Origin of the sequence: Nonomuraea purpurea (genome assembly GCF_042650645.1) — a bacterium.
Classification (GTDB): Bacteria; Actinomycetota; Actinomycetes; order Streptosporangiales; family Streptosporangiaceae; genus Nonomuraea; species Nonomuraea purpurea.
In genome coordinates, this window is the sequence record NZ_JBHSBI010000058.1 from 1 (window position 1) to 21,174 (window position 21,174).

Below are 21,174 nucleotides of genomic sequence, written 5' to 3' on the forward strand. Positions count from 1 at the left end.
AGCAGGGACGGCACGAGCCGGATGACGGGAGACTGTCATGTCCGGATCTGTGAGGGCCGGGGGCTGCGATGCCCCCGGCTACTCGGCCAGGCGCAGTGTCTGGTACGTGATCATGGGCACATGCTTGCTATCGGTGGCAGCGGGTGGCACACCCGGAACGCAGAAGGACCTGCGTTTCCGCAGGTCCTGGCGCATCTTACGATGTAGATCTCGAGTGCCCCCTGTAGGATTCGAACCTACGCACCCGGCTCCGGAGGCCGGTGCTCTATCCCCTGAGCTAAGGGGGCTCGACGAGTGATAAGGCTATCAGCTTCCCGGTACCACTCGGCACCGGATAACGCTCCACGAACGCTTCCTGCGAAAACCGCCCGTGACAACCCCGCTACAGGTTAACTTTGCGCCCGTGGGCGAGGTTCTTGGCAAAGTACTGGTCGTGGACGATGACGAGGTCATCCGTCAGCTTATTGCGGTCAACCTGAACCTGGAGGGGTTCGAGGTCGCGACCGCCACCGATGGGCAGGACTGCCTTGATCAGGTGCTCGACGTCATGCCGGATGTCATCACGTTGGATGTGATGATGCCGTGTCTGGACGGGTGGACTACGGCGGAGAGGCTGCGGACGGATGAGGCCACCAGTCATATCAAGGTGGTGCTGATCACGGCGCGGGCTCAGGATGATGACAAGCGGCGGGGGCGGGGGATCGGGGTTGATGCCTATCTGACCAAGCCGTTCGATCCGGCGGAGCTCATCCAGGTGGTCAGGGAGCTGGCTTTGGGAGAGCAGGCGTGATGCGTCCTGGTGTTGGCGGGGTTCGGGTTCAGGGCTGCGACGTTTGGCGAGGTACGGGCGAGTGGGGCGAAAGGGGTTTTGGGGTCGATTGAGGATGCGCGTGCCCAGGTGTAGTTCCGTACGCTGGCGGCACCAGCCTCTCGCGATCGGAAGTGAAACGTGCGCAGCTCGATCTTCGGCAACCTCGACCCCAAGCAGGTGGCCGGCGGGTTCACCCTGGAGAACCCCAAGATGCTCAGGGTGCAGCTGCCCCAGGAGGTGCTCGCCAAGCAGGGCTCGATGGTGGCCTTCCAGGGGCAGATGGACTTCGACTACGAGGGTTCGGGCGGCCTGGGGAAACTGTTCAAGAAGGCCATGACCGGTGAGGGTGCGTCGCTGATGCGCGTACGCGGTGACGGGCTGCTCTATCTGGCGGACAACGCCGATGACATCCACCTGTTCTATCTGGAGAACGAGGGCATCACGGTCAACGGGCGTAATCTGCTGGCGTTCCAGCCGCAGCTCACCTGGGACATCCAGCGTGTGCAGGGGGCCGGGATCGCGGCGGGCGGGCTGTTCAACACGACCGTCACCGGGACGGGGTGGGTGGCGGTGACCACGCACGGCACGCCGGTGCTGCTCGATGTCGCGCGTATGCCGACTTATGCTGACGGGCAGTCGGCGGTGTGCTGGAGTACCGGGCTGCAGGTGGGGGTCAACCGGACGATGAAGGTGGGGGCCTTGATCGGGCGGGGGAGCGGGGAGGCCATGCAGTTGTCGTTCAGGGGGCAGGGGTTCGTGCTGGTGCAGGCCAGTGAAGGGGCGCCGGTGGTGACCTCCTCCTCATGAGCCCTCGATTCGACAAGAGAATTAGCTAATTGCCATAATGGCTAAGTGCTGGACGTAGATCTGTTCAAGGCGCTGGCCAACGACAAGCGGTTGCTGATTCTGGAGTGGTTGCGTGATCCCGAGCGGCACTTCCCGCCGCAACGCGACGGCGATCTCGTACGCGACGGCGTCTGCTCGCTGTTCATCGCCGAGAAGCTCGGCGTGAGCCAGCCCACCTGCGGCGAACATCTCAAGGTGCTGGCCAAGGCCCGGCTCATCCGCGGCAAGAAGATCAAGCAGTGGGTGTTCTACCAGCGCGACGAGGACAGGATCGCCGAGGCGAAGGGACTGCTGAGCAGTGACTGGTAATGAGGGCGCGTACGGGCGGCTCATCGCCGACCTGGACGCCGGCGGGGCGCGTTACCGGTTGATCGACCACGCGCCCGAAGGGCAGACCGACCTGGTCAGCGCCCTGCGCGGGCATGATGTCCGTCAGGCGGCCAAATGCCTGATCGTGATGGTGAAGATCGGCAAGAAGCAGAAGCGGCACGTGCTGGCCGTGGTACCCGGTGACGCCCGGCTCGATCTGCCGGCGGTCAAGGCGCTTTTGGACGGTACCTACGTCGCCTTCGCCGACAAGGAGAAGGCCGAGGAACTGGCCGGGAGCGTGAGCGGCACCGTGCTGCCGTTCAGTTACGACCCCCGGCTCGAGCTGGTCGCCGATCCGTCACTGCTGGACCAGCCCGAGCTGTATTTCAACGCCGCCAGGCTCGATCGCTCGGTCGCGCTGGCCACCGATGACTACGTGCGGCTGGCCTCGCCCCGGCTGGCCCCGATAGTCAGCGGTTGACGGAGGTCAGGCGCAGGTCGGGGTCGGGGCGGTGTTGGTGCCGTTCCAGGAGGCCAGGAAGCCGAACGTGGTCGACGCCCCGGGCGCGAGCGTCCCGTTCCAGCCCACGTTCCGCACCGTCACCGCGCCGCCGTTGGCGCTCAGCGTCCCGCCCCAGATCTGGGTGATCTGCTGCCCGTTGGCGAACGTCCACCCGACCGTCCAGCCGTTCATGGCGTTGGTGCCGGTGTTCTTGACGGTGACCTCACCCTGGAAGCCGCCCTGCCACTGACTGGTGTTCTTGTACGTTGCCGTGCAGGCCCCCACAGGAGGCGTCGGGGTGGGGGTGGGGGTCTGGGGCGGGTTGCTGCCGGACAGGGCGGACGCCAACGGCGTGTACCACTTGTCGGACATCTTCTGGTCGCCGGCGGCGTTCGGGTGCACCCCGTCGTAGGTGTCGGTGGCGGTGTTGAAGCCCGTCCACTGGTCCACGACCGTGATCGGCGACTGCGGTGTGGTCGTGGCGGCGGCCCAGGCGGGGATGGCGTTGTTGAAGGTGACGGCGCGCTGGCCGCAGTCGCCGCAGTTGGACGGGTTCATAGGGATGATCTTGGCGACGAGGATCTTCATGGCGGGGTTGCTCGCCCGCATCTGGTTGACCAGCGTGGTGAACGAGCTGAGGATCGTCGCCGGCGCGATGTTGCTCCACACGTCGTTGGTGCCCAGGTGCACCAGGACGATGTCGGGCCTGGTCGCGGAGAGCCAGCCGGGCAGCAGGTTCTGGCTCGCGATGTTGGTGGCCAGGTAGCCCCCGTGGCCCTCGTTGTCCCCGTCGTGGGCGACCCCGCAGCCCTGCGTCGGGAGGGTGCCGACGAAGTCGATGTTGGTGTGTCCGCTGCTTTGGAGGCGGTTCCAGAGCAGGGCCCGCCAGCAGCCGGGGGATCCGGTGATCGAGTCGCCCAAGGGCATGATCCTGATGGGGGCGGCGCTGGCGTTCGTGGTGGTCGCGAACAACACCGCCGCGACGAGTGCCACCGTCGCCGCCAGCAGGGCGCTGATCCTGCGCATCGTTTGCTCTCCCGTCCGTCGTCTGCGCAGATCGTAAGGACGGCCTGCCGAGCGCGGGAAGCAGGTGCGCCGGGGTGGATCGATGACCTGCGCGGACGCCGGGAGCGGCGTGTAACTTTCAGAAACGCCGGATTACGGCGAGAGGGCCGGGGGCGTGGTGCAGCATGGCGTGGCTGATCGAGCCGATGAGCATCCCCGCGAGCTGCCCGTGCCCGCGCGAGCCGATCACCAGCAGGCCGGCCCGCGCCGCAGCCTCCTTCAGCACTTCGACGGGGTGCCCGTGGACGACTTCGACCACCGCGTCCACCCGGGGATGCCGCTCGCGGTAGGGGGCGAGCAACTCTTGGAGCGTCCGCAGCGTGTTCTGTTCGCGGTCGGGGTCGGCCGGCTCGAAGCCGCCGGGGTGCGGCCATGCCCAGGCGTGTACGGCACGCAGCCGGACGCCACGCAGCTCGGCTTCGGCGAAGGCGAACTCGAGCGCCCGCATGGCCCCGGGGGAGCCGTCGACTCCGATGACCACCTCCTCGCGCGGCGCCGGGAGCGGGTCGCGGACCAGGACGACGTCGGTGGTGGAGTGCGTGGCGACCCCGTACGCGACGGAGCCGACCAGCAGCCCGCGCAGGCCGCCGATCCCGTGGCTGCCCACGACCAGCAGTTCGGCCTCTTGGGCCGCCTTGATCAGGGCCGAGCGGGGGTCGCCCGGCAGCAGGACGGTCTCGATGGTGACGCCGGGCTGCTCACGGTGGGCGCGGTCCTGGGCGGCGGCGAGGACGGTGTTGGCGCCTTGGCGCATCCACTGGCCGACCTCGGCGTAGTGGCCGCCGGTCGTCTGCTCGCACACCCATTTGGGTACGGCGTGCGCCACGATCAGCGTGGTCTGGCGCAGCGCCGCTTCGTCGGCCGCCCAGGCGACGGCGTCGAGCCCGGCGCGCGAGCCGTCGACCCCCGCGATGATCAAGATCCCAGCTCCTCAGGCCAGCGCGTAGCACTCCACCTCGGCCCGGCGGAAGGAGATGCCGTGCTCGGTGGAGTTTCGTGTGCACGCACGCTGGGTCTTGCTGAGCGTCAGCGTGCCGCAGACGGAGATGCCGGAGTACGTCCGGCAGTCGAGTGAAGGGTCGGCTTTGCCGATGCGGTACGTCTCCCTGACCGTCGCGCGGCACTTGGCCTTCCCCAGGGCGGAGTAGCGGCACTGGGCGATCAGGATGTCGAACTGGTCCTGGCTGACTTCGTGCTTGTGCATCCCGTCCCCGTAGGCGGCGGTCACGCCGAACGTGGCCATCACCACGAGTCCTGCGACAGCGGTGATCCTCTTCATAGTCCCCCTGACCTGCTCCGTACCGCCAGGGGCGATCGTCAAACCTGAGCGGGGGTTTCGCGCCGGGTGCGGGGTGGGTACGATCACCGCCGTCCAACGCGGGAGCCCGGTGTGGACCGGGCTGAGAGGACGGCTGACAGCCGCCGACCGCCAGAACCTGCTCCGGGTAATGCCGGCGAAGGGAGTTTGCGCGATGACGGATGCGCGCTTTTCCAAGATCTACATCGGTGACCTGCGCGTGCCGATGCGTCAGGTGCGGCTGTCCGACGGCTCTGCGGTGACGCTGTACGACACGTCGGGCCCGTACACGGATCCCGCCGTCGAGACCGACGTCAACCAGGGCCTGCCGCGCCTGCGTGAGCAGTGGGTGGGCGACCGCCGCGCCGCGGGGCAGCCGGTCACGCAGGTCGCCTGCGCCAGGAGGGGGCTGGTCACCAAGGAGATGGAGTTCGTGGCGGTGCGCGAGGGGCTGGACGCCGAGTTCGTCCGGCAGGAGGTGGCGGCGGGCCGGGCCATCATCCCCGCGAACGTCAACCACCCCGAGTCGGAGCCGATGATCATCGGCCGCGACTTCCTCGTGAAGATCAACGCCAATATCGGCAACTCGGCCGTGACGTCCTCCATCGAGGAGGAGGTCGAGAAGATGACCTGGGCGACGCGCTGGGGCGCTGACACGATCATGGACCTGTCCACGGGCCCCGACATCCACGAGACCCGCGAGTGGATCATCCGCAACTCGCCGGTGCCGGTCGGGACCGTGCCCATCTACCAGGCGCTGGAGAAGGTCAAGGGCCGTCCGGAGTCCCTGTCGTGGGAGGTCTACCGCGACACCCTGATCGAGCAGTGCGAGCAGGGCGTCGACTACGTGACCGTGCACGCCGGGGTGCGGCTGGCGTACGTGCCGCTCACCGCCGGGCGCAAGACCGGCATCGTCTCGCGCGGGGGCTCGATCATGGCCGCCTGGTGCCTGGCGCACCACCGCGAAAGCTTCCTGTATGAGAACTTCGCCGAGATGTGCGAGATCCTGGCCCGCTACGACGTGTCGTTCTCGCTCGGCGACGGTCTGCGTCCCGGCTCGATCGCCGACGCCAACGACGAGGCCCAGTTCGCGGAGTTGCGCACGCTCGGCGAGCTGACCGCGATCGCGCGCGACCACGACGTCCAGGTGATGATCGAGGGTCCTGGCCACGTGCCCATGCACAAGATCAAGGAGAACGTCGACCTGCAGCGCGAGCTCTGCGACGACGCCCCGTTCTACACGCTGGGGCCGCTGGTCACGGACATCGCCCCCGGATACGACCACATCACCTCGGGCATCGGCGCCGCCATGATCGGCTGGTACGGCACGGCCATGCTCTGCTACGTCACCCCCAAGGAGCACCTCGGCCTGCCGAACAGGGACGACGTCAAGACCGGCGTGATCACGTACAAGATCGCGGCGCATGCGGCCGACCTGGCCAAGGGTCACCCTCGGGCGCAGGAGCGGGACGACGCGCTGTCGGAGGCCCGGTTCGAGTTCCGCTGGGAGGACCAGTTCGACCTGTCGCTCGACCCCGACACCGCCCGCGCCTTCCACGACGAGACCCTGCCGGCCGCGCCCGCCAAGACCGCCCACTTCTGCTCGATGTGCGGGCCCAAGTTCTGCTCCATGCGGATCAGCCACGACATCAGGAAGGAGGCGGTCGAGGCAGGGCTGGCGGAGAAGGCGGCCGAGTTCAGGCGGCTCGGCGGCACCGTCTACGTCGACTGACCCGGCCGTCGTTTCGAGATCTTTCGAAGTGAGCCGATCGTGTGGCGGCCGGTGACTAGTGTCGCCATCCCCTGAGCCGGGCCGCCGGCGCGTTCGGGGGCCCGGCCGGGACCCAGCTGCGGGGGCCCGGCCGGGCGTTGCCATCAGACAGTCAGCGCACGAAGCCCTGCGACCTCAGCCAGTCGCGGGCGACGAGGACCGGCATGCCGCCGTCCACGTCCACCTTGGCGTTCAGATCGCGGATCACCTCGTCGGTGAGCTTGGCGCTGATGGGCGCGAAGATCCGCGCGATCTCCGGATGCGCCTCGGCGAGCTGGCGCCGCATCGTCACCGTCGCGTTGTAGATGGGGAAGAACTGCTTGTCGTCCTCCAGGAGCACCAGGTCGAGCGCCTTGACCCGGCCGTCGGTCTTGGTCAGGAAGCCCATGGTGCACTGGCCGCCGGTGAGCGCGCTGTAGAGGACGCCGACCGCCATCCGCTTCGCATTCGCCTGGGGCACGTCGGTACCCCACTTGAGCCCGTAGCCCTTCAGCATGCCCATGAAGCCGTCGTCGCGGCCGAAGGCCTCGTGGTCGACGCAGTACGTACGCTCCGCCACCGGGATCTTCTTCATGTCCGAGAGCGTCTTCAGCCCGTACTTCTCGGCCGTGGCACGGGTCACGCCCATCGCGTAGGTGTTGTTCAGCGGCGCGGGCGGCAGCCAGGAGATGCCGTTGCGGCTCAGGTCGAGATCGCGTACGGCCTCGTACTGCTGCTTGGCGTCCGGGATCGGCTTCTCGTTGCCCAGGTAGGTGATCCAGCCGGTGCCGGTGTACTCCCACATCAGGTTGGCGTCGCCGCGGGTCATGGAGGCGCGGGCGTTCACGCTGCCCTGGACGTTCGTCTGGTCGACCACGTCGGCTCCGGCCGCTGCGAGGGCCAGTACCGCGATCTTGCCGAGCACGAGCTGCTCGGTGAACTCCTTCGAGGTCACCCGCACCTGCGTCCCCTCCAGGGAGGGCACCGGCTGAATGGAGCCCGACTCTACTGGCGGCACGAAGGACGACGCGGGCCGCAACCCGCATCCGGTCACCACCGCCACCATCAGCGACACGGCAATGAGGACTCTCAAGACAACCCCTTGGGCGCCAGGAACCGCTGCGCGAGCCCTCCCAGCCAGTCGATGAGCAAGGCCAGTACGGCGATCAGCACGCACCCGGTGACCAGCACCAGGTTGCGCTGCGTGCTCACGCCCGTGGTGATCAGGTCGCCGAGGCCGCCCGCTCCGATGAACGCCGCGATGCTGGCCGAGCCCACGTTCAGCACCAGGGTCGTCCTGATGCCCGACAGGATCACCGGCGCGGCCATCGGCAGCTCCACCTTGAACAGCACTCCGGCGGCGGACAGGCCGATGCCGCGCCCGGCGTCCACCAGCCGTGGGTCCACCTGTTGGAGCCCCACCATCGTGTTGCGCAGCGTGGGCAGCAGACTGTAGGCGAACAGGGCCGCGACCGAGGTCCAGAACCCGATCTGGAACAGCACCGCCAGCAGCACGACCAGCCCCACCGCCGGGGTGGCCTGGCCCAGGTTCACCACGGCCAGCACGAGCGGCGTCGCCCGGCGCAGGGTGCCCCTGGTCAGCATGATGCCCAGCGGCAGCGCCACCACCAGCACCAGGACGGTCGAGAAGAACACCAGCTCCACGTGCTCCCACGTGCGCCGCAGGATGAACGGCAGGTCGAGTGAGCCGCGTTCGAGGCCGTCCAGCGTGGTGTTCTGCGTGTAGACGACCATCGCGACGGCGATCGCGATGTAGGCGAGCGGAGGCAGCAGCATGCGCCAGGAGCGCCCGATGCCCGCCTCCGGCGTCGTGGCCTGCTGGGCGGCGGCGGCTTCGACGCTCATGCGAGATTCCGCCTCGTCCGGCGTTCGCGCTCCCTGGCCTTGATCGACTGGATCGCGGACTGCAGCGTGCTCAGCGACAGCGCGCCCGCGTAGGCGCGGCGCCTGCCCACCACGGGGACGTTGTCGTTGTCGGCGTTGAGCAGCGCCTCCATGGCGTCCTGCAGCGTCATTCGATGGCTGATCGTGCCGCCCACCGGGTCGCCCGCCTCCCCGACGGGGCCTTGCCGCCCTTCGAGGTCGCTCTGCGTCACCCACCGCAGCGGTCTGCGCATGCCGTCCAGGACGAGCGCGTAGCCTCGGCCGTCCCGCTCGATCTCCTTCAGCACCCCCGGCGCGTCGGCGTCCTCGGTGGTGTACGGCACCTGGTCCAGGTCGATGTCGCCGACCTTGGTCAGGCGCAGCAGGCGCATCGAGGAGCCGCCGCCCAGGAACTGCTCGACGTAGTCGTCGGCGGGGTTGGTGAGGATCTCGGCCGGGGTGGCGTACTGCACGATGTGCCCGGGACGCTGCATGACCGCGATGTGGTCGCCCAGCTTGAGCGCCTCGTCCACGTCGTGGGTGACGAAGACGATGGTCTTGGCCAGGTCGTCCTGGAGCCCGAGGAGTTCGTCCTGCAGGCGTTCGCGGGTGATGGGGTCGAGCGCGCCGAACGGCTCGTCCATGAGCAGCACCGGCGGGTCGGCGGCCAGCGCCCTGGCCACGCCGACGCGCTGCTGCTGTCCGCCGGAGAGCTTCCTGGGGTAGCTGTCGCGGAACGTGGCCGGCTCCAGGCCCACCAGCGTGAGCAGTTCGTCCACGCGGTCGGAGATCCGCTGTTTGTCCCAGCCGAGCAGCTTGGGCACCTGGGCGATGTTCGCGGCCACGGTCATGTGGGGGAACAGGCCCGCCTGCTGGATCACGTACCCGATGTGCCGCCTCAGGCGGTCGGGGTCGATGTCGCGGGAGTTCTCCCCGCCGATCATGATGTCGCCCGAGGTGGGCTCGATCAGCCGGTTGATCATGCGCATGGTGGTCGTCTTGCCGCACCCGGACGGGCCGAGCAGCACGACGATCTCACCGGCCGCGATGTTCAGGTCCAGCTCCCGCACGGCCGGCGCGCCCGTTCCCGGGAACGCCTTGGTCACCTTGCGCAGCTCGATCGGCACCCCGTGCTGGGGTTCTTCAGCCACGTACGCCTCCTGGAATCGTGAGCCGCCCGAGCAGCACGAAGAAACCGTCGAAGATCAGGGCCAGGATCGCGATCCCGAGTGTCCCTGTCAGTGTCGCGTTGACCGCGTTCGCGCCGCCCAGCCTGGCCAGTCCCGAGAAGATCTGCTCGCCCAGCCCGGGACCGGAGACGTAGGCGGCCACGGCTCCGATGCCCATGGCGAGCTGTGTGGCCACGCGGATCCCCGTGAGGATCACCGGCCAGGCCAGCGGCAGTTCGATCCTGGTCAGCGACCTGGTCCGGCCCATGCCGATCCCTTTGGCCGCGTCCACCAGCATCGGGTCGACGCCGCGCAGGCCCACGACGGTGTTACGGATGATCGGGAGCAGGGCGTACAGGACGAGGGCCGTCACGCTCGGGGCCACGCCGAGGCCGAACGGCGGGATGAGCAGGCCCAGCATGGCCAGCGACGGGATCGTGAACAGCACGCCGGCTCCGGCCGTGGCCAGGGTCGCCGATTTCGGGTGGCGGTAGGTGGCTACTCCGATGAGGACTCCGAGCAGCGCGGCCACCAGGACGCATTGCGCGACCATGCTGGCATGCTGCACCGCCTCGAAGACGATGAGATCCCACCGATCCTCGATGTACTCCCACAGACTCATCCCTTGGGTCATAACCGTGATTTCACGCCCCAAACGCCACATCTGTCACTTCTATCCCAGGTGTTTGGGCTGGGGCGGTCGTTTCCTTCCGTTTTGTTGGTCCTTGAGACTAGCGTCCCAAATGACTGCTCGTGGCAAAGTCCGGGTTTTCATCGGTGCAGGTCGTGCCCAACGAAGGTGCCGAATCGCCAGCGTCAGCGCAAGAAACGGCGCTTTCGTGGGACGGCGAAATTGACCCGCCCACGGCCTGCCGCGAACCGCGAAATACCGCCCTTTACCGTGATCAACCCGGCGATGTCAAACGCCCCTGGGATCGAGTAAACCGTGCGCGAAGCCATGATCAGATGAGAGGTTTCTCATCGGGGCTTCAGCGTGGTCTCCTCGAAGGGAGCCAAGGTCAACCACATGAAACAGCGGGCAGCGATGGTCCTCGTGGTGCTGGGGATCGGGGTGGGCGGCTACCTGTCGATCGGGCTGGTGCGGGCGGCCGCGGACGAGCCCGATTTGGGGAAGGCTGTTGTGGTTTCGCCGACGGCGTCCCCCTCCTCGTCACCGGCGCGGAGCGGCGACCACGCGTCCGCGGCGCCGGCGAAGTCCGACCCCGGCGAGAGCTCGCGCGGACAGAGCGCCGAGCCGCGCAAGACGAAGGCCGAGCCGGTGAAACCGCCGTCGCCCAGACCGGGCGGCGACGATGACGACGACTTCGACGACGACTATGACGACGATGACGGTGACGATGACTGATCAGGTGACCGCATGCGGGTGAGCGCCCGCGCCCGGATCGTGGGGTGGATGCTCGCCGTCGTCGGCCTCGCCCTGTCCGTCTCGATCTTCGCGACCTGGACGGTCCTGCTCGCCCGGCTCGACGACCGGGTGAACCTCGAACTCAGCAACGAGGCGGAGAAACTGCGGCTGTACTCCCGCGAGCGCGCCCGCGACCCGGTGTCCGACGTCGACGACCTGCTCACCGGATACCTGGCGCTCAACTCGCCCGACCGCTGGGAGACCTTCTTCAGCATCGTCGGCGGCAAGGCCCACAGGGTCACGGCGGTCCCGCCGCCCGTCCGCATCGACACCGACGAGGCGCTGGTCACGCGGATGGCCGGGGCCAGGCAACCCTATGACGGCACGGTCGAGAGCAGCCGGGGAACGGTCCGGTACGCGGTCATCCCCGTCACCGTGTCGGGCGACCCGCGCCCCGGCCACTTCGTCGTCGCCGTCTTCTACGACCAGCACCGCGACGAGATCGTGGACGCCGTGCGGGTGCTCGGGCTCTCGGCGCTGGCGGCGATGGCGCTGGCGGGAGCGGCCGGCTGGTTCGTGGCCGGGCGGGTGCTCGCGCCGGTCCGGCTGGTCAGCCAGACCGCGGAGCAGATCAGCGACTCCACCGATCTCACCCGCAGACTCGACGTGCCGGGCGACGACGACGTGGCCGCGCTCGCCGCGACGTTCAACCACATGCTCGACCGGCTGGAACGGGCCTTCGTCGTCCAACGGCACTTCGTGGACGACGCCGGACACGAGCTGCGCACGCCGATCACCGTCATCCGCGGCCACCTGGAACTCATGGGCGACGATCCCGCCGACCGCGCCGAGACCCTCGCCCTGGTCACCGACGAGCTCGACCGGATGAACCGCATCGTCGACGACCTCCTCACCCTGGCCAAGGCCGAACAGCCGGGGTTCCTCGCCCTGGACAACGTCGAGCTGGCCGACCTCACCGTGAGCGTGGTCGCCAAGGCCCGCGCGCTGGGCGAGCGCCGATGGCGGGTGGACGAGGTCGCCGAGGCGCGCCTGCCGGCGGATCGCCAGCGGCTCACGCAGGCGCTCATGCAGCTCATCGCGAACGCCGTGCGGCACACCGTGGACGGCGACCTGATCGCGGTCGGCTCGGCCGTGCGCGACGGGCGGGTCGAGCTGTGGGTACGCGACAGCGGCCCAGGCGTGGCGCCCGCCGAACGGGAACGGATCTTCGGACGGTTCGTGCGCGGCGCGGGCCGTACCGGCGCTCACGACGGGGCCGGTCTGGGGCTGGCCATCGTCAAGTCCATCGCCGAAGCTCATGGAGGCAATGTGAAGGTTACCGAGGCTCCGGGCGGCGGGGCCTGTTTTGTCATGTCTCTCCCGCTGCGCGAACCGTGGGAGGTACGGTGAACCGCATTCTGATCGCCGAGGACGAAGCCAGGATCGCCTCCTTCGTGGAGAAGGGGCTGCGCGCCAACGGCTTCGTGACCGCCATCGTCGGCGACGGGGCGGCGGCCTACGACCTGGCCTGCGCGGGCGGATTCGACCTGCTCATCCTGGACATCGGGCTGCCGCTGAGCGACGGGTTCACCGTGCTGCGGCGGCTGCGTGAGGCCAGGGTCACCATGCCGGTCATCATCCTGACCGCGCGCGACAGCGTCAGCGACACCGTGGCGGGGCTGGAAGGCGGCGCCGACGACTACATCGCCAAGCCGTTCGCCTTCGAAGAGCTCCTGGCCAGGGTGCGGCTGCGGCTGCGCGCCGACCGTGCGCCCGAGGTGACCGTGCTGCGGGTGTCGGACCTGTCGCTCGACCTGCGTACCAGGCGGGTCTACGTCGGAGAGCGGGCCGTGGACCTGTCGACCAGGGAGTTCGCGCTGGCGGAGATCTTCTGCCGGCACCCCGACCAGGTCCTGACCCGTGAGCAGCTCCTCAGCCACGTGTGGGGGTTCGACTTCGACCCCGGCTCGAACGTCGTGGACGTCTACGTCCGCTACCTGCGCCGCAAGATCGGCGCGGACCGGATCGAGACCGTGCGCGGCACCGGATACCGCATGAAAGCCGCCTAATCGACAGCTCATGATCGCTTCACGCGGTGCTTGGAGGCTGTTCATGGAACGGCACCGCGGAAGGAGCGACTGTGATACCCGGACTGCTGATGGACCTCGTGGCGATCGTCGTGCTCGCCTACGGCCTCTACTATCGGCGACACCACCGGCGTGACCTGCTGTTCGCCTACATCGCGTTGAACGTGGGGATCTTCGCCGTGGTGTCGCTGCTGCTCGTGCAGCGGGTGGACATCGCCGTCGGGTTCGGCCTGTTCGGCGTCCTGTCGATCATCCGGCTGCGCTCCAGCGAGATCACCCAGCAGGAGATCGCGTACTACTTCATCGCGCTCGTGCTCGGGCTGGTCAACGGCATCGCGTCGGCGTGGCCGCTGACGGCGCTGGCACTGAACGGGGTGCTGCTCGCGGTGATGTACGTCGCCGACCATCCCACGCTGCTCGGCCGTACCCGGCACCAGCTCGTCACCCTGGACGTCGTGCACGCCGATCCCGACCTGCTGCGGGTGGATCTGGAGAACCGGTTGCGGGCGCGGGTGCTGCACTGCGTGGTCACCCAGGTCGACTACGTGCGGGACGTGACGGTGGTGGACGTCCGGTACGTGGTGCCGGCCGCACGGGCGGGGGTGCGCTGATGACGGACGCGGACGTGCTGCTCGCCGGGGTCGCCGCCGCGGCGCGGCCGATCGGGCTGGAGGACGTGCCCGAGCTGATGAGCCGGGTGGACAACAAGTACATCGTGACGGCCTCGGTCATGGCGCGGCTGGCGGCCGAGCTGGGGGACCGGTTCTCGGTGTTGCGGATCGGGGCCAGGCGGCAGTTCCGCTACACCTCCACCTATTTCGACACGCCTGACCTGCTCACCTTCCGGCACCATCGGCAGGGACGGCGGCGCAGGTTCAAGGTGCGGACGCGGACCTATCTGGACGGGGGCGGGCGGTGGCTGGAGGTCAAGCTCAGCGGCGCGCGCGGCAGCACCGACAAACACCGCATCCCCTACGATGACGCGCCCCCGTGGGAGCTCACCCCGCAGGCGCTGGACTTCGTGCGCGACACCCTGCTCGGCGAGCTGCGGCTGATCGCGCCGGAGACGCTGGAGCCGGTGCTGGCCACCGACTACCGGCGGGTCACGCTCGTCGACGGGTCCGGCTCGGCCCGGCTCACCTGCGACACGGGGCTCGTCTGCCGCGACGGCTGGGGCAGCGCGCCCGCCCGCCGCGACCTGGTGCTGCTGGAGTCGAAATCGGCGGACGGCAGGGCCGTGGTGGACCGGGTGCTGCGCGACCTGGGGGCGCGGCCGGTGAGCGTGAGCAAGTACTGCCTGGCGGTCGCGGCCCTGCACAACCTGCCCGGCAACCGCTGGCGGCCAGCCCTGCGGGGCTACCTCACGAGCCGCCGCCCCGCCGAACGCGCCGAGGTCGGCCTGCGAGCGGCCTGATCCGCGACTGATTACGGTGGGATTGGGGGAGCTTCAGGAGATTTCCTGGTAGGCAAATGAGAATGTCCGCGATTCATGCTTGCCGGGGCCTATGAGGGCTGGTAGTCAGGGGGTCTGACCTGCGAGCGGCTGCTGCCGGACGGGTGTTCCTTATGCTTGAGCGCATTCATGAGATTACGGGCGCCACGCTTAGTGCGGACGATTATCTAGACGACTTTTGGCCCAATTTCCGGAACATTGACGACATGCTCTGGACGTTGGAGCGCATCCAGAGCTTTTGCGAGGCCGGGGAGCCGAGCTGGGTCGCGATGATGCAGGGCGACTGGGCCCGCTCCCTGCGGCTCATCGACGACGAACGAGGAGCGACGCGCGAGCGCCGTCCCGAGAACTTCGCACGCAGACGCATCCGCATCGTCGAGCAGCCCGTCACGCCCTACGTGCAGTGGGAGATGCACGTTCTGGCAGCGCGGACGGGGACGTCAGAGCAGGTGCGGGTCCTCGACGCCCAGCACGTGGCCGACCTCGAGATCGACCGGCGGCTCCCGGAACTCGTCGTGCTCGGGTCCACGGTGATGTACGAGGTGACGTACGACGCCTTGGGCACCCACAACGGCGCCCGGCGCATCGACGACCCCGAGGTGATCGCGGCCTGCCGGGGCGACCTGGACAAGCTCTTCACGGCCGGCGAGGACTTCCGCGCCTACTACGAACGCGAAATCGCACCCCTCCCCGCCCCCAGGGCTACCGTCTGAGCCCATTGGAGGGGGTACCTGGGAGGGGGCCAACTCGGGCGGTACGGTGCAGAATGGGCAGATGGCTCAGATCAAGGTCTATGGTCGGCGCGATGTATGGGCTGGGAAGCAGCGGAGGATCTCCGATCTGCTGCAGGAGTGTCTGGGATCGGCGTGGAAGCTGCCGTCGGACAAGCGGTTCCACCGCTTCTTGCTGCTCGACCCCGAGGACATGATCTGCCCACAACGAAGTGACCGCTATCTGATCATCGAGGTCCTGTGCTTCACGGGTCGTTCCGACGACGCCAAGCGTGAGCTGATCCGTACCGTGTACGAGCGGCTGGCACCGGGCCTCGGCCTGCCCGTCGATGACATCGAACTCGCCATTGTCGAGATGCCCAAAGCGAACTGGGGAATCCGGGGCGTTCCGGCGGATGAGCTGTCGCTCAACTACCCTGTCAACGTGTGAAAGACCCCACCCGGCACCGGTAGGTGGGGCCTTTCGCCGGATCACGTGGCGGGGTAGATGAACGGCGTGTCGTCCACGACGCCGGACAGGGCCGGCCGCTCGTGCGGAGTGAAGGGCTGCCATTCCAGTTTGATCCGATGCGGTTGCCCGTCGCCTGTGGAGACCTGGAGCGTGGCCGCCGCCTGCCTGGTGGAGGGGATTGCGATCTGTCCGCTGACCTTGAGGCCGCGCACGAGACTCACCTGTTCCAGCGTGATTGTCGCGTCGCCGAAACGGACCTGGCCGCCTCGTAGCCCCGGCTGGGTGTCGAGCCGACTGTGGGTGGGCGTCGAATAGGGGTTGCGGCGGGCGACGGCGTCGGCCGAGGTGGCGAAGGTGACCGCGAGCAGGCGCCGCTGCTCCGGGGAGAGTCCGGTTGCGGCTATCGGCGGTATGTCGCTGATCGTGCGGGGGAAGCTGCCGATGGCGCGGTAGTTCTCCGCTGTGCACCGCACATCCGGAATCTGGTGGTTGGTCAGGAACGACCGCATGGCCGTGCGGACGCAATCGCCCATCTCCCCCGACGCCGGCGCGAGGCTGTGCCCCGCGAACGGAACCCGGACGAACGTGGCCTTCGGGAAAGCCCGAAGCGCGCGGGCCACCTCAGCCGGGCTCTGCGTGTCGAAGTCGCCGCCGACCACCATGATCGGCACGCTGGGCAGCTTCGCCCGTGGAGGCAGGGGAGGGCTGTGCCGGGGGGTGGGCCACTGGACGCAGAAGTCGAGATCCTTGGTGATGTCACGGCCCAGATCGGCCGGTGTGTAGGGCGCCAGCGGCCGTTCCTGAAGGAAGTGACGCTGCAACTGGGCCTGCCGTTCGGCGGGTGAGGCGTCCCGGTCGAAGGGGAAAGACCCGTCGCCACAGCGGTAGGCCAGGAACCCGGCCCACTCCGGGCCCTCCGCCGGTTGCTGCGGCAGACCGGGCACCACTTGGGTCAGCCGTCGCAGCGGTGCGGGGTCGCCGCGGAGATAGGCCGTGGCCGCGGCGTTGGCTTCCCTGCCGAAGACCGGGTCGTAGACGTTGTTCACCATGGTGAGCGCGGAGATCGGCACCTTCGGGTCAGGATGTGCGCGCAGCCGGGTCACCAGGTCCGTCCAGGTGCCGCTCGCCCGGCCGGGCAGGGCGCGGCAGGCCCGCGACTGTCCGCACACCAGATCGAGCTGATCCAGGCGTGAGCGGTTCGGCCACAGCGCGTATCCGTCGGCCGAGGTGATCACGGTACTGTCCAGGAACGCGGCGGCGAGACTGCTGGGGTGCGCGGCCGCGTACGCCTGGGCGAAGAGGGTGCCGTAGGAGTTGCCGTAGAAAGTGATCTTCGGGACGCCCAGCGCCTGGCGTACCGCGTCCATGTCGTGCACGGCCTGGTCGGCGGTGAAGAACTGGACGCGCGGGCCGAGGCGTTCGGCGCAGGGCGCGATCGTCTCCGGGGCGGTGAGGTTCAGTCCCGGACACAGCAGGGGGGACGATGTGCCCAGCCCGCGAGGCTCGACCACCAGGAGGTTCTGGTCCTCCAGAACCGGGCCGAGCACCTGCTGGATACGCGGTAGGTCGGGGAGGGCGGCCATCGGCCCGCCGGGGTTGGCGAGGATCGTGCCGGTCGCTCGACCTGGGCGTTTCGTCGCCGGGAGCCAGGCGAAGGCGACGGTGACGCGCTCCGAGGATGGGTCGCTCCAGTCCAGCGGCACCGACAAGGTGCCGTCGCATCGTTCCGTCGCCGCCGCGCACTCGTGGGAGGGGACGGCCGGCTGCGACGCGGCAGCCGGAACGGCAGGCAGGAGCATTGCGGCAAGCGCTGCTCCGACAGCGAGGACTCTGGAGATCCTTTCCCTGGTACTGCACCGGGATGTCATCATGCCGACAACTCTGGCGACGTCGGCCGAGTAGCCACCAGGGGGACATCCTCCGTACCGGCTTCGGGATGTCCCCCTGGGTTGTCACTCGGCCGGGCTTACCAGGCGACCTGGAGGTGCTGTTCGGCGGCGAGTTCGGGCATCGGGATGAGCGTCAGGCGGTCGCCGTCCAGCCGGACCAGCTTCCCCGGCCCCTGCCAGCCGATCAGCACCCGACCGGTGGCGTCGAAGGCGAGGGGGGTGAACGACTCGCGGACCGTCCAGTCGCGTACCCGTTTGCCACCATTCGCCGAGAACTCGGTCAGCGAGGTCAGCTGGTCGGTTCTGGACGTCGCCGTCACGAAGGCGGCCCCACCATCGCCTACGCCGACGCCGTGCTCCGCGTCCTGCCCGACTCAGGCATGCACCGTCGATGTGGCCTACTGGTCAGCGTGGGCGGCTGAGGGCGGCCTCGGCCAGATCCGTCCATTTCTCGGCCGAGGAGTGGGGCACGACCACCCAGTCCTTTATCACCTTGCCCTGCCCCATGGGGTCAAACAGAGACGCCCCGGCCAGCTGGAGCGCGGCTGTGTGTTCGGGGGTGTCCCTGACCAGCCGGAACACCATCGCGCCGTCGCGCTGCAGGCTCGCGAACACCTTCCCCGCCTGATCTTTGAGCGCGGGACGCCCCATCATCCTGGAGATCCCTACACCCAGGTCGGCCAGCTCGGCGCCGACCTGCTTGAAATCCTCTTCCGCGCTCATCGTCAGTCGGTCCCCAACTCCATGGCGGCGTGGTCGAGCAGTTCGTCGTGTGACGCGATCGCCTCGGCCCGCCTTCCGGCAGCAGGACGATCAGGTTAGTCGTCCTGGTGATACCGATCAAGGCCGGATGCGGGGTGCCGACCATGCCGAGTCCCGCCGCTGGTCCTCGGCGTAGGCACGTGACCTCCTTGACGTCCAGTGCGGTCACGACCGTCAGTGACGCCACCTCGATGGGCATCCTCGGCGAGGTAGGCCGTGTGCTAGTTTTACCCCTTCCGGCCGGATGTTGCTTCCGGCCGGAAGTTGCTTGTATGACCACTCTTCAGGCAACCGTGCGGCCCGTGAGCGCGGCGGATCGCCCCATCATCGAACGGCTCTGGCTCATGTTCCGCCACGACATGGCGGAGTTCCAGGGCGGACTGCCCAGCCCGGACGCCACCTATCACAGCGACCGGCTACGCCCGGCGTTCGAGGACGACGACTGGGCGGCCTATCTGTTCATCAGCGGGGGCCGGCCTGTCGGGTTCTCGTTCGTGCGCGCGTTGTCCGGCCCGGCGCGCGTGCTGAACAGCTTCTTCGTGGTGCGCGGCGCGCGCCGGTCCGGGATCGGGATGGAAGTTGTGCGGGAGGTGATCTCCCGGCACCCCGGTCCTTGGAAGATCGCCTTCCAGGAGTCGAACACGGCGGCTGTCGCGTTCTGGCGGCGCGTCGCCACCGAGATCGCCGGTGACGCGTGGACGGAGGAGCCCGAAGACGTTCCCCCGGACGTGTGGATTTCCTTCACTACCGCCTGACCGGGAATCAAGCGGGAGCCCGCCTCACTCTCAAGATCGATTTCCTGCGTTGGGAGTTCGAAGACGCCTGTTCAGGTCGGGTCGCCCAGGGAGAACCACACCCCGGGCGACCCGACCTCAGAGCCTCCGAGGGGACCTGGGATTAAGAAAATTAAGATCAACTTCTTGAAAGTTGAAGTCTCTCTGGGTATAACTTAAGGTATGACAGAGCAGGCGATGGACTGGCAGGAAATCACGAACCTGACCCGGGGCCAGCCGTTCGTCGTCGAGCGGGTGCGCCTGGCAGGCAGCGGCGTCGCGATCGAGGGCGAGTTCGAGCTGCCGCAACTGGCCCAGCTCAGCGTCGAGGATCAGGTCTTCGTCACGGCGTTCGTGCGGTGCCACGGTTCCATCAAGCAGATGGAACGGATCTTCGGAGTGAGCTACCCGACGATCAAGGCACGGCTGAACCGGGTCGCGCAGATGCTCGACTTCGTCGAAACCGACCCGGCGCCGTCGCGGGCCGAGGTCATCGATCGGTTGCGCCGCGGCGAGATCACCGCGCAGCAGGCATTGTCCGAGTTGGAGGGGCCGACGTGATGCCGCAGTTGGTGACCGTACGGGTCAAACGTCCAGATCGCCGGCCCATCCGGGTCTGGGTTCCAGTAGTCCCGGTCGTGCTCGTGCTTTCACCGGTCGTGGTCCTGGCCGTCCTGGGGGCGGTCGTGGCCTGCCTGATATATCGCCTCAGCGCGGTGCGGGCACTCGGCACCGCCTGGCGCATCATCTGCGCGTTGCCCGGCACCCGGGTCGACATGGAGTACAGCCGTACGGCTGTGCTCGTAGCCATCCGATAGGAGAGGTTTCGATGAACGAACAGCGTAAGGACATCCTCGGCATGCTGGCCGAGGGCAAGATCACCGCAGATGAGGCGGAGCGGCTCATCACCGCGCTCGAACGAGACCAGCCGCCGGCGGCGGCCAGTCCCGCCGCCCGGCCGAAGGGCAAGGCGAAGTACCTGCGGGTGGTGATGGAATTCCTCGACAACGGCGAGCCTTTCCGGCTCAACGTGCGGGTGCCGCTGCAACTGCTGCGGGCCGGCGTACAGCTGGCGGCCCTGATCCCGCCGCAGGCACTGGACAAGGCCAACGCCGCACTGGACAAGTCGGGCATGCCGATCGACCTGACGCAGCTCAAGCCCGAACAGCTCGAGGCGCTCGTGGACCACCTCGACGAGACGATCGTGGAGATGGAGATGCCCGATGGCCACTTGCGTGTCTTCTGCGAGTAGGCGCCGTCCGGTTGGACGGGCCCCGGGAGGGTGCTGCAACACCCCCCGAGGTCGCGCCCGCTACAGCAGAGCACGGTTGAACTGCCAATCTGAACTCTAGCCGCTCATCGGCGCGGCCCGGTCGCCCTCCACACCGGCAGCGGCGAGGCCCGGCGCCTGCGGCTCATCAAGAACTCCGGCGGATACCCCCGAATCGGCGAGGCTACCGGCGACCTACTGGGCCGGCGGCGACATCGTCGTCGACCGCGCGCACGGCGCGCTCACCGCGAAGACCGCCTCGGGCTCCATCCGGGTCGAACAGGTCATGCGCGGCGTACTTCCCCTGAACGCACGCAGGACAAGGCGCGCAACCGCACCTATTACCCGGCGATCGATGCGCTGCAGCGGTACCTGCACGGGCTCGCCGAGGCGTTTCTTGCGAACTATCCGACGCCATCGATCGCGTCACGGGCGACAAGCCGTGACGAAACAGAACGGATATCTGAATGACAGCCAACAAGATCCGAGGGCCTGTGATCCACGTGCAGGGCCTGCAGAAGTCGTACAAGGAGCTGCGGGTGCTGCGCGGCGTGGACTTCGCCGTGGCGCAGGGCAGCATCTTCGCCCTGCTCGGCTCGAACGGGGCGGGCAAGACCACGGCGGTGAAGATCCTGTCCACGCTGCTCAAGGCCGACGCGGGGACGGCCCGCGTGAACGGCTTCGACGTCGCCACGCAGGCGGCGGACGTGCGGGAGTCCATCAGCCTCACCGGGCAGTTCGCCGCCGTCGACGAGATCC

27 protein-coding genes, 1 tRNA gene and 1 riboswitch are annotated in these 21,174 nt (G+C 68.2%); of the genes, 17 read left to right on the top strand and 11 right to left on the bottom strand.

Annotated elements, in window-relative coordinates; translation table 11 throughout:
* Positions 1-215: 215 nt before the first annotated feature.
* Positions 216-287: transfer RNA gene (locus tag ACFOY2_RS53630), tRNA-Arg, on the bottom strand.
* Positions 288-403: 116 nt separating this feature from the next.
* Between ACFOY2_RS53630 and ACFOY2_RS53635 the strand changes: the two genes are divergently transcribed.
* The 4 genes from ACFOY2_RS53635 to ACFOY2_RS53650 all read left to right on the top strand — a co-directional run bounded on the left by ACFOY2_RS53635 (position 404) and on the right by ACFOY2_RS53650 (position 2,447).
* Positions 404-790: a response regulator transcription factor gene (locus tag ACFOY2_RS53635; RefSeq protein WP_379535929.1), complete on the top strand. Its 387-nt coding sequence runs from the start codon at positions 404-406 to the stop codon at positions 788-790.
* A gap of 159 nt (positions 791-949) precedes the next feature.
* Positions 950-1,618 carry an AIM24 family protein gene (locus ACFOY2_RS53640; RefSeq protein ID WP_379535930.1) on the top strand — a complete coding sequence of 223 codons (669 nt, stop codon included), beginning with the start codon at positions 950-952 and terminating at the stop codon, positions 1,616-1,618.
* Positions 1,619-1,663: 45 nt separating this feature from the next.
* Complete coding sequence (locus ACFOY2_RS53645; RefSeq protein ID WP_379535931.1) at positions 1,664-1,966, top strand: ArsR/SmtB family transcription factor; 303 nt, start codon at positions 1,664-1,666, stop codon at positions 1,964-1,966.
* Positions 1,956-2,447, top strand: a complete 492-nt coding sequence (locus ACFOY2_RS53650; protein ID WP_379535932.1) for a YbaK/prolyl-tRNA synthetase associated domain-containing protein — start codon at positions 1,956-1,958, stop codon at positions 2,445-2,447. Before ACFOY2_RS53645 ends, ACFOY2_RS53650 begins: the two co-directional genes overlap by 11 nt.
* A 6-nt stretch (positions 2,448-2,453) precedes the next feature.
* On the opposite strand, the gene ACFOY2_RS53655 is transcribed toward ACFOY2_RS53650, so the two are convergent.
* The 3 genes from ACFOY2_RS53655 to ACFOY2_RS53665 all read right to left on the bottom strand — a co-directional run bounded on the left by ACFOY2_RS53655 (position 2,454) and on the right by ACFOY2_RS53665 (position 4,812).
* A complete protein-coding gene (locus ACFOY2_RS53655; protein ID WP_379535933.1) occupies positions 2,454-3,494 on the bottom strand; it encodes a cellulose binding domain-containing protein in 1,041 nt (346 codons plus the stop codon).
* A gap of 118 nt (positions 3,495-3,612) precedes the next feature.
* Positions 3,613-4,452: a universal stress protein gene (locus ACFOY2_RS53660; protein WP_379535934.1), complete on the bottom strand. Its 840-nt coding sequence runs from the start codon at positions 4,450-4,452 to the stop codon at positions 3,613-3,615.
* A gap of 12 nt (positions 4,453-4,464) precedes the next feature.
* The gene (locus ACFOY2_RS53665; protein WP_379535935.1) at positions 4,465-4,812 is read right to left on the bottom strand and encodes a hypothetical protein; all 348 of its coding nucleotides are present in this window, start codon (positions 4,810-4,812) and stop codon (positions 4,465-4,467) included.
* Positions 4,813-4,900: 88 nt separating this feature from the next.
* Positions 4,901-5,013, top strand: a riboswitch (TPP riboswitch).
* On the opposite strand from ACFOY2_RS53665, the gene thiC reads away from it, so the two are divergent.
* Positions 5,006-6,562 carry a phosphomethylpyrimidine synthase ThiC gene (gene thiC / locus ACFOY2_RS53670; protein WP_379535936.1) on the top strand — a complete coding sequence of 519 codons (1,557 nt, stop codon included), beginning with the start codon at positions 5,006-5,008 and terminating at the stop codon, positions 6,560-6,562. Its footprint overlaps the riboswitch before it by 8 nt.
* Positions 6,563-6,713: 151 nt before the next feature.
* Here thiC and ACFOY2_RS53675 read toward each other — a convergent pair whose 3' ends face one another.
* Genes ACFOY2_RS53675 through ACFOY2_RS53690 form a run of 4 tightly spaced genes read right to left on the bottom strand, consistent with a single transcriptional unit; the run spans position 6,714 to position 10,255 of the window.
* Positions 6,714-7,673: a glycine betaine ABC transporter substrate-binding protein gene (locus tag ACFOY2_RS53675; RefSeq protein WP_379535937.1), complete on the bottom strand. Its 960-nt coding sequence runs from the start codon at positions 7,671-7,673 to the stop codon at positions 6,714-6,716.
* Entirely contained in the window at positions 7,670-8,446 is a 777-nt protein-coding gene (locus ACFOY2_RS53680) for an ABC transporter permease (protein WP_379535938.1), read from the bottom strand. Before ACFOY2_RS53680 ends, ACFOY2_RS53675 begins: the two co-directional genes overlap by 4 nt.
* On the bottom strand, positions 8,443-9,615 hold the full coding sequence (locus ACFOY2_RS53685) for an ABC transporter ATP-binding protein (protein WP_379535939.1): 1,173 nt from the start codon (positions 9,613-9,615) through the stop codon (positions 8,443-8,445). The genes ACFOY2_RS53680 and ACFOY2_RS53685 overlap by 4 nt, the downstream gene beginning before the upstream one ends.
* Positions 9,608-10,255 carry an ABC transporter permease gene (locus tag ACFOY2_RS53690; RefSeq protein WP_379535940.1) on the bottom strand — a complete coding sequence of 216 codons (648 nt, stop codon included), beginning with the start codon at positions 10,253-10,255 and terminating at the stop codon, positions 9,608-9,610. The genes ACFOY2_RS53685 and ACFOY2_RS53690 overlap by 8 nt, the downstream gene beginning before the upstream one ends.
* Before the next feature lie 405 nt (positions 10,256-10,660).
* Between ACFOY2_RS53690 and ACFOY2_RS53695 the strand changes: the two genes are divergently transcribed.
* From ACFOY2_RS53695 to ACFOY2_RS53725, 7 genes are all read left to right on the top strand, one after another.
* On the top strand, positions 10,661-10,999 hold the full coding sequence (locus tag ACFOY2_RS53695; protein ID WP_379535941.1) for a hypothetical protein: 339 nt from the start codon (positions 10,661-10,663) through the stop codon (positions 10,997-10,999).
* 12 nt (positions 11,000-11,011) lie between these two features.
* Complete coding sequence (locus ACFOY2_RS53700; RefSeq protein WP_379535942.1) at positions 11,012-12,409, top strand: sensor histidine kinase; 1,398 nt, start codon at positions 11,012-11,014, stop codon at positions 12,407-12,409.
* Complete coding sequence (locus ACFOY2_RS53705) at positions 12,406-13,068, top strand: response regulator transcription factor (RefSeq protein ID WP_357832120.1); 663 nt, start codon at positions 12,406-12,408, stop codon at positions 13,066-13,068. Before ACFOY2_RS53700 ends, ACFOY2_RS53705 begins: the two co-directional genes overlap by 4 nt.
* A gap of 89 nt (positions 13,069-13,157) precedes the next feature.
* Entirely contained in the window at positions 13,158-13,697 is a 540-nt protein-coding gene (locus tag ACFOY2_RS53710) for a DUF4956 domain-containing protein (RefSeq protein ID WP_379535954.1), read from the top strand.
* Positions 13,697-14,500 carry a polyphosphate polymerase domain-containing protein gene (locus ACFOY2_RS53715; protein WP_379535943.1) on the top strand — a complete coding sequence of 268 codons (804 nt, stop codon included), beginning with the start codon at positions 13,697-13,699 and terminating at the stop codon, positions 14,498-14,500. Before ACFOY2_RS53710 ends, ACFOY2_RS53715 begins: the two co-directional genes overlap by 1 nt.
* 152 nt (positions 14,501-14,652) lie before the next feature.
* Positions 14,653-15,252, top strand: a complete 600-nt coding sequence (locus ACFOY2_RS53720; RefSeq protein ID WP_379535944.1) for a DUF6879 family protein — start codon at positions 14,653-14,655, stop codon at positions 15,250-15,252.
* Between the two features lie 61 nt (positions 15,253-15,313).
* Positions 15,314-15,700 (top strand): tautomerase family protein, encoded by a 387-nt coding sequence (locus tag ACFOY2_RS53725; RefSeq protein WP_379535945.1) that lies wholly within the window; start codon positions 15,314-15,316, stop codon positions 15,698-15,700.
* Positions 15,701-15,741: 41 nt separating this feature from the next.
* On the opposite strand, the gene ACFOY2_RS53730 is transcribed toward ACFOY2_RS53725, so the two are convergent.
* From ACFOY2_RS53730 to ACFOY2_RS53740, 3 genes are all read right to left on the bottom strand, one after another.
* Entirely contained in the window at positions 15,742-17,520 is a 1,779-nt protein-coding gene (locus ACFOY2_RS53730; RefSeq protein ID WP_379535946.1) for an alpha/beta fold hydrolase, read from the bottom strand.
* Positions 17,521-17,687: 167 nt separating this feature from the next.
* The gene (locus ACFOY2_RS53735; protein ID WP_379535947.1) at positions 17,688-17,930 is read right to left on the bottom strand and encodes a hypothetical protein; all 243 of its coding nucleotides are present in this window, start codon (positions 17,928-17,930) and stop codon (positions 17,688-17,690) included.
* 85 nt (positions 17,931-18,015) lie between these two features.
* Positions 18,016-18,333 carry a hypothetical protein gene (locus ACFOY2_RS53740; RefSeq protein WP_379535948.1) on the bottom strand — a complete coding sequence of 106 codons (318 nt, stop codon included), beginning with the start codon at positions 18,331-18,333 and terminating at the stop codon, positions 18,016-18,018.
* Positions 18,334-18,674: 341 nt separating this feature from the next.
* On the opposite strand from ACFOY2_RS53740, the gene ACFOY2_RS53745 reads away from it, so the two are divergent.
* From ACFOY2_RS53745 to ACFOY2_RS53765, 5 genes are all read left to right on the top strand, one after another.
* A complete protein-coding gene (locus ACFOY2_RS53745) occupies positions 18,675-19,127 on the top strand; it encodes a GNAT family N-acetyltransferase (RefSeq protein ID WP_379535949.1) in 453 nt (150 codons plus the stop codon).
* A gap of 201 nt (positions 19,128-19,328) precedes the next feature.
* On the top strand, positions 19,329-19,706 hold the full coding sequence (locus tag ACFOY2_RS53750; protein ID WP_379535950.1) for a DUF2089 domain-containing protein: 378 nt from the start codon (positions 19,329-19,331) through the stop codon (positions 19,704-19,706).
* 77 nt (positions 19,707-19,783) lie between these two features.
* Positions 19,784-19,963 (top strand): hypothetical protein, encoded by a 180-nt coding sequence (locus ACFOY2_RS53755; RefSeq protein ID WP_379535951.1) that lies wholly within the window; start codon positions 19,784-19,786, stop codon positions 19,961-19,963.
* An 11-nt stretch (positions 19,964-19,974) separates the two neighbouring features.
* The gene (locus tag ACFOY2_RS53760; protein ID WP_379535952.1) at positions 19,975-20,397 is read left to right on the top strand and encodes an SHOCT-like domain-containing protein; all 423 of its coding nucleotides are present in this window, start codon (positions 19,975-19,977) and stop codon (positions 20,395-20,397) included.
* A gap of 485 nt (positions 20,398-20,882) precedes the next feature.
* The coding region (locus ACFOY2_RS53765) for an ATP-binding cassette domain-containing protein (RefSeq protein WP_379535953.1) at positions 20,883-21,174 on the top strand (292 nt) is incomplete at its 3' end.